This window comes from Nostoc sp. C96 (assembly GCF_059384975.1).
Map to the genome: position 1 here is coordinate 1,478,316 of NZ_CM182020.1, position 15,503 is coordinate 1,493,818.

Genomic DNA, 15,503 nt, shown 5'->3' on the forward strand with positions numbered 1-15,503 from the left:
ATGAGATTAAATTCTGATAAAAATGGCTGAACTAAATTTTTAACTAATTCTCAGCTTAATTTAATATTCATCATCACAGACAGCTATAAATTTTCCTCATATACATATATTTGAGGATGTAAACACTATGAAATTTAATAGTTTCGCTATCCTTGGTATGGTTGCAACTGTTAGCCTAGGCTCTATTAACGAAGTCACTGCATATCAGACACCCCCTTCAATACCTGTTGCTCAAACTGCAATTACTCAAGTGGCTGCTGCTGTAGGTCAGTCTGCTTTCTTTCGCCGTGGAGAACACGCAACGAAAGGAAAAGTCAGCATTGTCACAAGAAATAACACCAGATATTTGCAGTTTGATCGCAATTTTAGTACCAGTAGCGGCCCTGATGTGTATGTTATTTTACATCGCTCTGCTGCACCCCAAATCTATGGTTTAAAAAGAAAAGATTATGTTTTAATTGGTCGTTTGAGACGATTTAATGGTAGTCAAAGCTACGTTATACCAAGAAATCTACAATTGTCTGGATATAGATCAGTAGCAGTTTGGTGTCGCAAATTTAATGCTACTTTTGGTTATGCCAGTTTAGGTGGTTAATTGAAAAATCAGTCAGAATTCAGAAATGAAAATCAAGATGCTCATGGAGTCGCCAAGTCCAAATTATCTGGTATTCAACCCATTTATTCACTACTTCCAAGAAAATTCTGAATTCTGGTTACTGATGGATATATTCTGTTTTGATAGTTATCATACAAAAAATTATGGAAATAGCAGATTTTCTTGGGCTTTTACATCCGGCGATCGCAGTAATTTTTGTCTTTCCTTTGATTGGGAATGTTGTGAATTTTGCTTGGCAAACACGTCAACGTCGTTTGCAAAATTTAACTGAAAATAAAAGCAAAATTCCACCTGTAGTTGGTAAAGAACATAAACAGTTAGGTGATTGGTTAACCAGTGCCGTTGTTGGCTTAACATTAGTCGGGTTAGCCTATCCCATTGGTAAAAATATTATCAAAAAGCAATTATGGAATACTGCTAATTTTCAAGTAATTTTTATCATATTAATGTTTGTGGCGACTATTGCTTCTTTAGTATTAATTTATCAAGCAAAACAAAAGTTATGGCGAGGGATTTTTGCAATTTTAACGGGTATTGGTTTAGTAGTTCTAGGCTGTCAAGATGGTGTTTATCGCCTGACTAATGAGTGGTACTGGTCACACTACTATATTGGTATTACCGCATCACTACTGATGGTTTTTTCTCTGGCAATTGTGCAAGATATTTATAAGTCTCATCGCTGGCGGGTAATTCATACAATATTAAACTGTGTTGCTCTTTTACTGTTTATTGGACAAGGATTAACAGGTACAAGAGATTTATTACAAATTCCCTTAAGTTGGCAGGAACCTTATATTTATCAGTGTGATTATGTTAACAAAACTTGTCCAACACCAACCCCTCAACCACCGAAGTGAATCAAATTCAGAAAATTTTTCGCACAATTGATCCTTTTTCACTACGCGTTCGACTCACAATTGGAATTGCTGCGGTTTCGGCTTTAGGATTAGGTAGCCTAGCTATCTGGACAAGCTGGAAAATGCAGCAATTTTTAATTAGTAGTTATAAAACTAATATTCAACAAATTACCCAACATTTGCCTTATTATGTAGAACTATATACTGAAGTTTTACCAGAAGAAAATGGACTGCAAAAGGCAATTAATAATTTAAGTACAGCAAATACATATTTGTGGGTCAAAAATTCCACAAATCAAATAATAGCCCAATCAGATAACTTAAATAAATTACCCAAAAAAAAAGTATCTGAGTTAATGGATTTAACTCAGACATCAATTAAACCCATAGCCCAAGAAATGGGTAAAACCTACTTTGTAATGTGTGGTAGTACTTTGAGGTTACAAGGTCAGAATGTGGGAACATTATTTGTCGTCCAGGATGTCACTCAAGAACAAAGTATGTTTTTAGTGATTGTGCAGAGTTTGGGGATTGGCAGTGTTGTCACTATTACAATTATTTCTGTGGCGATCGCATTTTACATCAAACGTTCCCTGCAACCCCTACGCCAGTTAAGTCAAATGACAGAAGTCATTTCCATTGCAGACTTAGGACAAGCGCAACTTTATTTAGATAAAGCACCCAGCGAAGTTAGAGAATTAACTCAAACTTACAACATGATGTTATCGCGTCTGTTCCAATCTTGGGAGCAAGAGCGACAATTTGTCAGTAATGTATCTCATGAATTACGTACACCTCTAACCATCGTACATGGCTATTTGCAAAGCGTTTTGCGACGGCAGAATAACTTAACCGAAGTTCAACAAGAAGCTTTAGCCACAGCCGCAGCTGAAGCTGAACGTACCATTCGGCTGTTACAAGATTTGCTCGATTTAGCCAGAGCGGATAGTGGGAATTTGCTATTTCGCCTCGAACGTTGTTTGTTAAATGATTTAATCTCAGAAATTGTGGTCATGGCGAAAACTTATAGCGATCGCCAGATTACAATTGAATCAACTAACCAGCCAATTGAGGCTAAAGCTGACTACAATCGCCTCAAACAAGTTTTACTCAATTTAATCGATAATGCCTTTAAGTATTCTGATCCAACAACTGCTGTCACTATTAAGTTTTATCAACAAGCAGACCAAGCTATCATTCAAGTTTGTGATCAAGGTTATGGTATTCCTTTACAACATCAATCACGAATTTTTGAGCGATTTTATCGTATAGATGAAGCCCGTACTAGTTCCACTGGTGGCTGTGGTTTAGGACTATCCATTGTAAAAACTTTAGTTGAGGGGATGAATGGAAATGTAACGGTGCGATCGCGTTTAGGTGAAGGGAGTATATTTACAATTACATTGTCTGCTTATTTATCAAGCTCTAGCTAATGACTATTAATATTTTTTGATTCCTAAATTATTTCACACTGACAAATAATAACCTTAATTACTTAACTTTATTTTTAGCCAACTATTTACTCTCACCATGAGAATTTAACGGCAGTCTTACTATTACCGTAGTTCCCATATTCTGCTTACTTTCTATACTAATTTCACCACCATGTAAATCTACACACTTTTTCACCATAGCCAGCCCTAAGCCTGTTCCTTGAATTCGCCGCGCATTACTAGCTCTGTAAAAAGTCTGAAATAGATTTATTTGGTCTTTTTCAGGGATACCAATACCTTCATCCCGCACCTGAAAAACTACCATATCTTCTCCACAATCTAAATTAAACCAGACATTACTTTGTGGCGGAGAATATTTAACAGCATTAGAAATTAAATTAGTTAAAATACAATACAGTAATTCCTCATCCATATAGCTAATGTTGCATTTTCCTGCATAGTTAAAGATAATATTCTGCTGACCAACCGCCTTCATTTGCAGAACATCTGTGATTTCTTCACAAAAACTAATTAAATCTAAAAGTGCAGGTTTATATTCTAATTTGGCAGCCTCACTTCTGCTCAAAAATAACACTTCATCGAGTAGCTGAAGCATGTGATTAATTGCATCTTGCACACGTTCAAAATAGAAACTTTTTCGCTCCTCATTCAAGTTATTTTGATGTTGCAGTATATCCATAGCAGTCCTAATTGTAGTCATTGGGTTACGAAACTCATGAGAAACCATTGCCACAAAATTAGACTTTAGCTCATTAAGTTGTTGTTCTTTAGCTAATGCTTGACGGCTAATTTCTTCACTCTCTCTTAACTTATTCAGAATTTCTTCTCGTTCAATTGCATAGCGAATAGCACGTACTAATCGCTGGATGGTAATTTGGTCTTTCACTAAATAATCTTGAGCGCCTTCTGCTAATGCTTGCATGGCTAATTCTTCATCATCAAGCCCAGTTAAAACCACTACAGGAATATCTGGTACTACGGCTCGATATTCTTTTAAAGTATCTATTCCCACAGAATCAGGTAATCCTAAATCTAACAAGACAACATCAAATTTATCTTGTTTGAGAGTTGCACTTTCCCAACCATCTTTTAAGTGTTTCTGATTCACTAAACTTAACTCTATTGCTTCAGACAATCTTTCAACATGCAGTATCTTTAATTCCTGTTGATAGGCATGTAAAAATATTTGATGCAGTAGCTTGGCATCACTAGGACTATCTTCTACCAAGAGAACTTGAATCATTATTTTTTGCATAAAATATATTTATGTAAACTTGCCCAATAATCATTTGATTTTTTCATTGTCAAAACAATGCTCAATCATAATTCATATTGGACAAATAGAAAAAGACATTATTAAATTGATGAATCTGGTGGAAGCGTGACCGCTGCTAACCAAAAATCTTTAATTAACTGCACAGCTTCAATAAACTGGTAGATATCAATGGGTTTTGTGACATAGCAATTAGCACGGAGATTATAGGAACGTAGTATGTCTTGTTCATCTGTTGAGGTAGTCAGCACAACAACAGGAATACGTTTTAGGCTGGGGTCAGATTTAACTTCCGTCAGGACTTCCCGTCCATCCATCCCTGGTAAATTCAAGTCGAGTAAAACTAAATCTGGACGAGGCGCATCAGCGAACTCTCCTTGCTGGCGGAGATAATTCATTGCTGTTTCACCATCTTCTACCCAGTGCAAGTTGTTGGCAATTTTGGCATTGACAAAGCCTTTCATAGTGAGATTAGCGTCACTAGGAGAGTCTTCAACTAGCAAAATTTCCACACACCGACATACCTGACCATTTTCGATACTGTTATTAACCATATATTACATGTCTTTATCCAAAATTTTTCAGGTAACTGATTCATGAAGAGTAAAGTAAAAAGTTGTACCTACCCTTAGCTGAGATTCAGCCCAGATGCGACCATTATGGCGTTCAACAATTTTTTTACAAATAGCCAAACCAATACCTGTACCCGGAAATTCTCGACGGGTATGTAGGCGACGGAAAATTTCAAAAATCCGCTCAAGATATTGGGATTTAATGCCAATACCATTATCTTGGACTGAGAACAACCAAACATAGTGCTGAGTAAAATTTTCTTCCCCTACGCCCATACTCTTCTCCTGCCTCACTGCACTAATATGAATTTGTGGTGGCACATCTTTGCGGTGAAACTTGATAGCGTTACCAATCAAATTTTGAAATAATTGTACTAGCTGAGTTTTATCTGCGAGTACGTTAGGTAATGGCTCATGAGTGATGATAGCTTGACTTTCGGCGATCGCCATCTGTAAATTACTCAGAACTTCACTAAGTACAGCATTGCAGTCAGTCGATGTAAATGCTCGACCCCGTGTCCCTACACGAGAATAGGCCAGCAAGTCTTGAATCAACTGCTGCATTCGTTTCGCACCATCAATGATGTAATCTAAATATTCTTGGGCAGACTCATCTAGCCGTTCTTGATATTCTTCCACTAATAGTTGGCTATAGCCTGTGACAGCCCGTAATGGTTCTTGCAAATCATGGGAAGCCACATAAGCAAACTGTTCTAATTCTTGATTCGAGTTCCTCAATTCTTCGTTCAGCTTTTGTAATTCCGCTGTACGTTCCTGCACTTTAATTTCTAATTCGGCTTTCGCCTGTTGTAGTGCGTCCTCTGCTAGTTTGCGCTCTGTAATATCCGTGTGAGTCCCTATCCACTCTTGAATCTCGTTATCACCATCTAATATAGGAACTCCCCGCACAGCAAAAAATCGATAGCTACCATCAGCCACTCGCACACGATGTTCTAGCTTATAAGGACTTTTCCATTCCTTAGCCTGATTCCATAAAAACTGAGAAAAATCCCGGTCTTTCAGGATGAATTGCATTCAGCCATCCCCATTTTTCAATTTCTTCCTGACTTTGCCCGGTTAAAGTTACCCAAGAAGAATATTCTTTGGGAAATCCCCTTGCATCAGCTAACCAAACTGCTTGAGATGTCGCAATTACCAATGAACGATAACGTTTTTCACTGTTTTCTAAAGCCAGTTCTGCTAATTTGCGGCGCGTGATGTCTTGAAAGAAAATTGATAACCCTTCTCGACTGGGATAAATTCGATTTTCAAACCAACGCTCCCACGGTGGATAATACTCTTCCATCTCAATTACCTTCTGTTCTGCCACAGCTTGGTAATAAGCATAATAAAACTGTTGTCCCACACCTTCGGGAAACTCTTCCCAGATATTTTTGCCAATCAAGTCTTCAGGACGACGATTGAAAATTTGTCCTGCCCTTTGGTTAACGTAGGCATAACACCAATTCACATCTAAAGCGACAAAAGCATCAGTGACAGTTTCTAGAATATTTACTAGTTTTGCTTTTGCTGCTTGCTGTTCTAAAAGAATGGCTTCTGCTGATAAAAGCTTATTAATCCGAATTTGCTCTTGCAGCAGCAAATAAACCACTACTATCAGAAAAAAACTCAAGCCATATCCTAAAGCCACTACAAAAATAATTTGACTAAAACTATCATCTGTATTGGCTATCCGCTGCTGTAATAAGGTTTTTTCTTCACTCTCCATTACTTGAGTGAGATGTTTAAGTTGTGCGTCTATATTAAAAGCCAGATTAGTTTGATAAATTTCTACGGCTTTTGACAAACCTTGTTGTTCAAAAATATCAATGGATTTCTGTAATAAATCAAATTTATATATGAGGCTAGTTTCAATTTTCTGAATCTGGGCTTGTTGCTGAGAGTTGTCCCTAGTTAAATTCCTGATTAATTGAATTTGTTGAGTTACCTTTTGCTTTTCCTGCTCATAAACTACTTTATAAATTGCCTTTTTTGTAAAAATGTAATTACTACGGGCATTTTCTACATTACTCAAACCAAGATGCAGGTGATCTAAGGCTTCTATAACTTGATGAGTATGAATTACCCATTGCTTTTCTTGTGTTAACCGCTGGAAGCTGATAAAAGATGTTATCCCCACCCCACACAGCAGTAGTAATGCCACACCAAAACCACCTGCAACAAATTTTTCTGAAAGTTTATTCATAAGCAACTCGCAGAAGTTCAGTTGAGAACTAAATAATATATATTCTTAATAGTTAAACAGCAAAAGATATCAATCAGATGATACTTCCACTAAGTGGAAAAAAACTCAAACTTTTGCTTATATTTAATATTTATTAATGGCTAAATTTCTAACTACTTAGATTATCAAGATTTATCAAAAGCAATAATTTACAAAAGCTATGCCAATTATTGGGTGACATAGTATTTTGAACACTAAATATATGTCTATTGATAGATGACAGAATTAACTATCAATATTTTTTAATTATTTATCATTACAAATTAGTCTCAACTATGTAGGATAGGACTTACGCAACGCCGATATTGTCATTGCAACCGGAACCGTAATCTCAGCGTCAAGAGAGATTACTTCCCTATCGCTCGTAATGACGGAGTTACTCTATTTTTTCGTAAATCCTGCTATAAAAATTGAGTGGGTAATCATGCTTTTGCTGGCATCACCCACTCAACTTTTACTGACTAAAAATCATTAAATAATTTTTACCAAATTATTTAGGCTCTACACATCTGAATAAAATTAACGTGATTCAGTACCTTGATTAGGGCTACCTGCTACATCATCTTCTCCAGGTGCTTCTGGTGTAGCTGTCTTTCTCGCATCAGACTTAGACGCATCTCCAGTTTTACGAATATCTTCTTGTAAAGGGGTTTGATAGCCACCAGAAGCTGTAGGGGTGGTATCTTGATTGTTAGAAGATTTTTGTTTTTGTTCTTCAGCCATAACTATAAACTCCTACGTTTTATTCTTGGCTTTATTGTAGAGATATGAAGAATGTAAAGTTATCTATCTAAAATCTGGTTCTGAATAAATTTTTACTCTCTCGGAAGTACTAGAACAACCGAACTCAGGAGCTAGTCGTCAGAATTTAAACACAAACAGCCCCACTATACTGAATGTACTCAAACAATTTATCATTACCATCTGGATGTATTTTGCGTCAGGCAACATCGGCTGATAAGTGGTCAATTCGTTCATTAGTATTTTTAGCTAAACTTGACCCTACCCAATTACGTTGGCAACAGTTTTCTGTGCTTGAATGTGAGGGTAATTTAATTGCTTGTGGACAACTACGTAATTTTGTAGGTGTACAAGAACTGGGTAGTTTAGTTGTTAAACCAACTTGGAGAGGACGTGGGTTAGGCAGTTTGCTCACTCAGCATCTCATAAGTCAAGCAACAGAACCACTATATTTAGAATGCTTGGGTGAAAATTTATCACAGTTTTATAGTCGCTTTGGTTTTGTCACAGTTGATTTTGAAAATATTCCGCCATCTCTCAAGCAGAAATTTGGCATCTCTCAATTTGCTAAACAACTGTTCAGAGTGCCTATAGTATTTATGAAATATTGCCAGGAGTAGGAAGCAAAAAGTAAAGTTTAATTAATAAACTCAGTTACACGCTGCCAAAGTTGCTCTATCAAATCAGGATCGTCTGCATTAAACCACTCAATTTGCGGATATGCTCTAAACCATGTACGTTGTCGCTTGGCGAATTGTCGTGTATGTAAAACTGTTAATTCTTTGGCTGTATTTAAAGTAATCTCACCAGCTAAATATTGCTTGATTTCCTGATATCCCAAGGTATTTAACAAAGATAAATCAGTACCATATTTTTGGCAAAGATATTCAACTTCAGATACTAACCCATCGGCAATCATCTGTTCAGTTCGCTTGTGAATGCGTGCGTCTAATTTATCAACATCACAATCTAAGCCAATCTGTAAAATTGGATAATCTGGTGGGTTTTCTCCTTGTTGATTAGAGATAGGAATTCCAGTTATATAAAATACTTCTAATGCGCGTAAAGTCCGCACGGGATCGTTAGGATGAATTTTATTTGCGGCAACAGGATCAACTTGTTGCAACATACCATATAGTTGATTTTGTCCGAGAGATGCTAATTGCGATCGCAATTCATCATTAGGCGCAACTTTGGGAATTTTCATTCCTTGAACTATGGAACGTATATATAAACCAGTTCCACCTACTAAGAAAATTGGCTCGACACCAACCGACTCAATCAAAGCTTGTGCCTGCTCTTGATAATCTGCTACCGTCATAGTGTCTGTTGGCTTGCAGATATCTATTAAATAATGTGGCACTAATTTTTGTTCTGCTAACGTTGGTTTAGCTGTGCCAATATTAAACTCACGGTAAACTTGACGGGAATCTGCACTGAAAATCACAGAACCCAATCTTTTAGCTAAACTTAGCCCTAAACCAGACTTACCTGTTGCAGTCGCTCCACAAATAACAATTAATTTGGTCATTGGCTAATGGTCAATTGTCAATGGTCAATTGTCAATAGTTCATCTCCCTAACCCCTTTGTGTTAACATGGCAGTTTAGTATTTTTGTACTATATTCTCAATAGATGAGAACCGTGTTAACCTCTCAAAGAAGTATTTTTATTGAGGTTTAACAAAATCATCTTTAAAAATACTCTGTGTCCATTAGTGCTGAAAAAAGTGATTTCGGAAAAAATTAGATGATCTATCGGGAAAACTTATGGGGATACATCCCCTAGATAAACTTCTCATAGAATTGCCCTACAGTCGTCACTAAGGCTTTTGTGTTAGAATTTTGGTGTGTTTTTGCTTTTTCAGCCTTTGGGCGATTTCAACCCCACGCATCAGGAGAATTTTCATGACGAGCAGTTACAGTGCCGATCAGATTCAAGTTCTGGAAGGTCTGGAAGCCGTCCGCAAACGACCGGGGATGTACATTGGTTCTACCGGGCCGCGAGGACTCCACCATTTAGTTTATGAGGTGGTAGATAACTCTGTTGATGAAGCATTAGCAGGATACTGCACCCATATAGAAATAGAGATTAATGCAGATGGTTCTGTGAGTGTAACAGATGACGGTCGGGGTATTCCTACCGATACGCACTCGCGGACTGGGAAATCGGCTTTGGAAACCGTAATGACAGTGCTGCACGCTGGTGGTAAATTTGGCGGTGGCGGCTACAAAGTTTCGGGAGGATTACACGGGGTTGGGATTTCTGTAGTTAATGCTTTATCAGAAGTTGTCGAAGTTACGGTTTGGCGGGATAAAAAGGTTCATACCCAACGTTATGAGAGAGGTGTTCCCGTTACTGAACTGGTAGCAAAGCCTTATAAAGAAGCGAGAACCGGGACTTCCGTAACTTTCAAACCAGATACACAAATCTTTACGACTGGGATTGAATTTGATTACATCACCCTAGCAGGCCGTTTGCGAGAATTGGCTTATCTGAATGCAGGGGTGAAAATTACTTTCACAGACAATCGTTTAGAACTTCTTAAAAGCGATACACCCAAAGTTGAAACCTATGAATATAAGGGTGGGATTAAAGAATATATCGCTTACATGAACCGCGATAAGCAGCCGCTACATGAAGAAATTATTTATGTACAAGGCGAACGCAGCAATGTGCAGATAGAAGTTGCGTTGCAGTGGTGTACTGATGCTTATACAGACAACGTGTTGGGTTTTGCGAATAATATCCGCACCGTTGATGGCGGAACCCACCTAGAAGGTTTAAAGGCGGTACTGACTCGGACGTTAAATGCGATCGCCCGCAAGCGCAATAAAATCAAAGAAAATGAACCCAACCTCAGCGGGGAACATGTCCGTGAAGGTTTAACAGCAGTCATTTCTGTCAAAGTCCCCGATCCCGAATTTGAAGGACAAACCAAAACTAAACTGGGTAATACTGAAGTACGGGGAATTGTTGATTCCTTGGTAGGGGAAGTTTTAACTGAGTACCTCGAATTTCATCCGGGGATAGCAGACTCTATCTTAGATAAAGCCATCCAAGCTTTTAAAGCCGCAGAAGCCGCACGCCACGCACGGGAATTAGTCAGACGCAAATCTGTCTTAGAATCTTCGCCATTACCAGGAAAATTAGCTGATTGTAGTTCTCGTGATCCTGGCGAATCGGAAATTTATATTGTGGAAGGTGATTCTGCGGGTGGTAGCGCTAAACAAGGACGCGATCGCCGCACCCAAGCTATCCTGCCTCTACGTGGTAAAATCCTCAACATCGAAAAAACTGACGATTCCAAAATCTACAAAAATAACGAAATTCAGGCGTTAATTACAGCCTTGGGTTTAGGCGTAAAAGGCGAAGAATTCGACTCTACCCAACTGCGCTACCACCGCATTATTATCATGACCGACGCGGACGTAGACGGGGCGCACATCCGCACATTACTGTTAACATTTTTCTACAGATATCAGCGATCGCTCATCGAACAAGGTTTCATATATATCGCTTGTCCTCCTTTATATAAGGTAGAACGCGGCAAGAATCATGAGTACTGTTATAGTGAGCGAGAACTGCAACAAGCCATTGCTAAGTTCCCAGCTAATGCTAACTACACTATCCAACGTTTCAAAGGTTTGGGCGAAATGATGCCCGAACAACTCTGGACAACTACAATGAATCCAGAAACCCGCACTCTCAAACAAGTAGAAATTGAAGATGCTGCCGAAGCTGATCGCATTTTCACTATTTTAATGGGCGATCGCGTTGCGCCCCGACGTGAATTTATCGAAACCTACGGTTCTAAACTCAATTTTGCTGAGCTAGATATATAATATCAAGCTAATATCAATTATCCTGATGTGCAGTAATGGTGGGTAATGGGCGATCGCTCATTACCTTTTTTCTTTTGGGCGATCGGCTATTAACTGCATCGTTTCTAGCTAGAAACATCAAGCAAATTTTTTCTAAGTATTATTTCCTTCATCAGGAAGTTGTTTGATAAAATACATAATTATTAATTACTAAGGTGATTAGTTTTATTTTTAGGTACCGCATAAAAGCTTTTTCTTGTCAAGCTATAAAAAATTTGGGTTTAATTCATAAATATCACTGGGGTTGGCGTTTTCCAGAGTCAATCATTCCAAATCAATAATTTGTGTATCCAAATTTCATCCAAGCTAGAAAAGCATTTGTTATCCTTGAGGTGCCAAACTGAAGATTATCTACCTACAAAGTTGGTTAAATATTTGAGGATGTTGAAGATTACACCAAGCAACAATTTTCTGCATAAACCAGTAGTATATTTAACATATTCGTACGTAATCAGAATTAACTAATACATTCTCCACCAATGCTATAACTGCTTTATGTCCAACTTACTAGTGACTAGCACCAGAAATTTGTGGGAGCAAATATCCAAACATCTTGATGTTGCTTTAGCTAAAATTGATAATTTGTCTGTATCTAATAAACTTTTGCCCTAGGCAGATAAATATCTAAATTATCAACTGTCAAATTCTTTATAAATTGATTAAAATATCTTTGTATACAATAGGAGCAGTTTGTCAAGATTCATAGGGTTGAAATCTCATCTGTGCGCTAATGTGTGAATAAGACCAACTCAGTTAACATTCCATTGAACGCCATCTGGCAGATTCTGCCACAACCTCAACTCCTTAGTTAAGGCGGATGGTATCAACTCAAGTTCAGTGTGTTTAGACAAGCAGTATCACTCTTGCTGCTCTACCTAGCGAGACTTGCTGCATCACTGTTTGGGATGAGTCATTTATAAAGGAAATGTAAAAATATGCCTCTAAATACTTCTCACCCAAGTTAATATAAAACACGAGGATTCTAGGTAATTAATGTTGTAGTTAATACCTAAGATTGTGTGAAGGTGAGATTAATTTCCTTTGAATGTAAAGATGAGTCCACTGTAATTTCAAAAAGGTTTATAAAAAATTTAAGGGAACACCTACCCTTTTTAATATCTTTTTGATAATAGTGGCTTCAACTTACTTAATGACTTCATGATTAACACACAAAAAGAGTGCAATTTTTGTGAAACAGGCTACAATCGGAACAGTCTTTGTAAGAAAATATGCCAACGCTCATAATTGTTTATATGGAGTGGTTAATTTTTGATCAAGACAAAGACAAGCCCTGTTTTAAACAAAGAAGTTAAAAGTTGTGTGCGACAGCAACACGCGACTGTTAATAAAGTGAGTAAGTCAGCAGTAAACGCGACTTTTCACACTTCAATAAATAACTACTCCAAAATGGAGTAAAACTACCGAAAAACTTTCAGGGAAAACAGCCTAAAACCCGATTTTCGGTTGTTAACTAGCCCTCATAAAAAGAGCGCTAAATACATCTTGATTAATTGAAGTAATTGATTCTGCAAGGAGCATGAGGAACGCGGCATGAACCAGGCTAACAACGTACTCGAAAGCAATTTTCAGCCTGACCTAGAAATAATAAATCAGCCTGATTTTGAGGAGTTAGAAGACCTCTTAATTGAAGAAGAGGATGACTTGCTTCTCGTTGATGATGGCGAAATGGATGAATTTTTAGAGCCTCAGTCTGATGAGGACGACGCAAAGTCTGGAAAAGCCGCTAAATCGCGTCGTCGCACACAAAGCAAGAAAAAGCACTACACCGAAGATTCAATTCGTCTTTACTTGCAAGAAATCGGGCGAATTCGCTTGTTGCGGGCTGACGAAGAAATCGAATTAGCGCGAAAAATTGCAGATTTATTGGAATTAGAAAGAGTCCGAGAAAGACTCTCAGAACAGTTAGACCGCGATCCTCGTGATAGCGAATGGGCAGAAGCAGTACAATTACCATTACCTGCTTTTCGCTATCGCCTGCACGTTGGTCGCAGAGCAAAAGATAAGATGGTGCAATCGAACCTACGGCTTGTGGTTTCTATTGCCAAGAAATACATGAATCGTGGTTTGTCATTCCAAGATTTGATTCAAGAAGGTAGCCTTGGTTTGATTCGTGCGGCTGAGAAGTTTGACCACGAAAAGGGATATAAATTCTCCACCTACGCTACATGGTGGATTCGTCAGGCTATTACCAGAGCGATCGCTGATCAGTCTCGTACTATCCGCCTACCAGTTCACCTTTACGAAACTATCTCCCGCATCAAGAAAACCACCAAGCTACTTTCTCAAGAAATGGGTCGCAAACCTACTGAGGAAGAAATCGCTACTCGGATGGAAATGACCATCGAGAAACTGCGGTTTATTGCTAAATCTGCACAGCTACCCATCTCATTAGAAACACCCATTGGTAAAGAAGAAGATTCTCGATTGGGTGATTTTATTGAATCTGATGGTGAAACTCCAGAAGATCAGGTTTCTAAAAATCTGTTGCGTGAAGATTTAGAAAAAGTCCTCGACAGCCTCAGCCCTCGTGAGCGCGATGTTCTGAGATTGCGCTACGGCTTGGATGATGGTCGGATGAAAACCCTGGAGGAAATTGGTCAAATCTTCAACGTTACCCGCGAACGCATTCGCCAAATTGAAGCTAAAGCCCTCCGCAAATTACGTCACCCCAACCGTAACAGCGTCCTCAAGGAATATATTCGGTAGTTAATAGTTAATAGTCATAAGTTTCTGACAAATGACTATTGATCAATGACAAATAACCAAAAATAAATAACCTGGTAGTTAATTGCTACCAGGTTTTTATTTTTCATATTCTTAGATAATTTACATTACTTAAAACTTAAAGAATGCCCCAGAAATGCAGGAAGCCTTGACCGGAGAACAATTCAATCAATGCAGCAGATAAAAAGCCAATCATTGCCAAACGACCGTTCCAAATTTCTGCTTGAGGAGTAAAACCCCAACGCCAAGCGTTGCGATCTTCAACTACAGGAGCAGTGATTTTTGTGGTTGTGTTAGTCATTGTTGGAACTCCAAACAGGATTTACTAAGGTTTATTGCCCTATGTAAATTAATATAACAACTAACTTTAAAAAATGTAACGTTAAATTTTATTTTTGCTATTAAAGCTTGACATATTTGAAAAAACCTAGCTTTGTCTGAGTTGTTGTAGTTTCAGCATAGCAATGCAGATAGTCAGCCAGAGAAACCCGACTCCATAACCTGCAATGACATCTGTAGGCCAATGTACCCCTAAATATAGACGACTAATTCCAATAAACGCGATCGCCATAACTGTCACACTGTAAATAAATTGAGCAAATCGGGGATAGTGAGTTGCTAACAAGTAACCGAGAAATCCATATAGCACCAAAGAACCTAGAGCATGGCCACTGGGAAAACTAAAAGATGTTTCCGTAATTAACTGAGGCCAAAGTTGGGGACGAGGTTTAGTAAATAGCAACTTTAGTCCAGTATTCAGAATCAAAGCTCCCAAACAAGCGATCGCAAATATTTTTGCTTCCTGAAAGTAACGCCGCCACCAAAGTATGGCTAAACTAACAACTACAACCAGCACCACCACACTCGGATTGCCCAGGTTCGTGATTGTCAGCATCACATTGTCTAAGCTGGGGTTAGCAAACTGATGCAACCACAACAAAAAATAGGTATCAAATGCAAAAGCTTCTCGCTCTAAAACTTCTTCAAAAAGCTCTGCTAAAACAAAAAGAATAAATAGACAACTAGCTAACCCAAAAATACCAAATGTGGCAATTAAAGTAGCTAGACGAGGATGTATGTGTCGCAACCAAAAATTGGCAATTTTTCGGAGCATCTG

The 15,503-nt window shown here is 38.2% G+C and carries 14 protein-coding genes; 6 read left to right on the plus strand and 8 right to left on the minus strand.

What is annotated here, in order from left to right:
* Positions 1-127: 127 nt before the first annotated feature.
* From AC504W_RS06345 to AC504W_RS06355, 3 genes are all read left to right on the plus strand, one after another.
* On the plus strand, positions 128-595 hold the full coding sequence (locus AC504W_RS06345; protein WP_494876849.1) for a DM13 domain-containing protein: 468 nt from the start codon (positions 128-130) through the stop codon (positions 593-595).
* A gap of 164 nt (positions 596-759) precedes the next feature.
* Positions 760-1,473 carry a DUF4079 domain-containing protein gene (locus AC504W_RS06350; RefSeq protein WP_494876851.1) on the plus strand — a complete coding sequence of 238 codons (714 nt, stop codon included), beginning with the start codon at positions 760-762 and terminating at the stop codon, positions 1,471-1,473.
* Positions 1,470-2,906: a sensor histidine kinase gene (locus AC504W_RS06355; protein ID WP_494878584.1), complete on the plus strand. Its 1,437-nt coding sequence runs from the start codon at positions 1,470-1,472 to the stop codon at positions 2,904-2,906. The genes AC504W_RS06350 and AC504W_RS06355 overlap by 4 nt, the downstream gene beginning before the upstream one ends.
* An 82-nt stretch (positions 2,907-2,988) precedes the next feature.
* On the opposite strand, the gene AC504W_RS06360 is transcribed toward AC504W_RS06355, so the two are convergent.
* From AC504W_RS06360 to AC504W_RS06380, 5 genes are all read right to left on the minus strand, one after another.
* Positions 2,989-4,170 carry a sensor histidine kinase gene (locus tag AC504W_RS06360; protein ID WP_494876853.1) on the minus strand — a complete coding sequence of 394 codons (1,182 nt, stop codon included), beginning with the start codon at positions 4,168-4,170 and terminating at the stop codon, positions 2,989-2,991.
* A gap of 113 nt (positions 4,171-4,283) precedes the next feature.
* Positions 4,284-4,754, minus strand: coding sequence for a response regulator (locus tag AC504W_RS06365; protein WP_103126651.1), 471 nt, complete (start codon positions 4,752-4,754; stop codon positions 4,284-4,286).
* Between the two features lie 27 nt (positions 4,755-4,781).
* The gene (locus tag AC504W_RS06370; protein ID WP_494879574.1) at positions 4,782-5,807 is read right to left on the minus strand and encodes a sensor histidine kinase; all 1,026 of its coding nucleotides are present in this window, start codon (positions 5,805-5,807) and stop codon (positions 4,782-4,784) included.
* Entirely contained in the window at positions 5,752-6,978 is a 1,227-nt protein-coding gene (locus AC504W_RS06375; RefSeq protein ID WP_494879576.1) for a CHASE3 domain-containing protein, read from the minus strand. Before AC504W_RS06375 ends, AC504W_RS06370 begins: the two co-directional genes overlap by 56 nt.
* A gap of 558 nt (positions 6,979-7,536) precedes the next feature.
* Entirely contained in the window at positions 7,537-7,740 is a 204-nt protein-coding gene (locus AC504W_RS06380; protein WP_494876855.1) for a hypothetical protein, read from the minus strand.
* A 173-nt stretch (positions 7,741-7,913) separates the two neighbouring features.
* On the opposite strand from AC504W_RS06380, the gene AC504W_RS06385 reads away from it, so the two are divergent.
* Positions 7,914-8,378 (plus strand): GNAT family N-acetyltransferase, encoded by a 465-nt coding sequence (locus tag AC504W_RS06385; protein WP_494876857.1) that lies wholly within the window; start codon positions 7,914-7,916, stop codon positions 8,376-8,378.
* 17 nt (positions 8,379-8,395) lie between these two features.
* Here the strand turns inward: AC504W_RS06385 and miaA are convergent, their stop codons facing one another.
* Positions 8,396-9,289: a tRNA (adenosine(37)-N6)-dimethylallyltransferase MiaA gene (miaA, locus tag AC504W_RS06390; RefSeq protein ID WP_494876858.1), complete on the minus strand. Its 894-nt coding sequence runs from the start codon at positions 9,287-9,289 to the stop codon at positions 8,396-8,398.
* A 375-nt stretch (positions 9,290-9,664) separates the two neighbouring features.
* Between miaA and gyrB the strand changes: the two genes are divergently transcribed.
* Positions 9,665-11,602 (plus strand): DNA topoisomerase (ATP-hydrolyzing) subunit B, encoded by a 1,938-nt coding sequence (gene gyrB, locus AC504W_RS06395; RefSeq protein WP_494876859.1) that lies wholly within the window; start codon positions 9,665-9,667, stop codon positions 11,600-11,602.
* Positions 11,603-13,192: 1,590 nt separating this feature from the next.
* Entirely contained in the window at positions 13,193-14,368 is a 1,176-nt protein-coding gene (gene rpoD / locus AC504W_RS06400) for an RNA polymerase sigma factor RpoD (protein ID WP_096582886.1), read from the plus strand.
* Between the two features lie 136 nt (positions 14,369-14,504).
* On the opposite strand, the gene AC504W_RS06405 is transcribed toward rpoD, so the two are convergent.
* Positions 14,505-14,687 (minus strand): chlorophyll a/b-binding protein, encoded by a 183-nt coding sequence (locus tag AC504W_RS06405; RefSeq protein ID WP_015111343.1) that lies wholly within the window; start codon positions 14,685-14,687, stop codon positions 14,505-14,507.
* Positions 14,688-14,813: 126 nt separating this feature from the next.
* Entirely contained in the window at positions 14,814-15,500 is a 687-nt protein-coding gene (locus tag AC504W_RS06410; protein WP_494876860.1) for a phosphatase PAP2 family protein, read from the minus strand.
* Positions 15,501-15,503 lie beyond the last annotated feature (3 nt).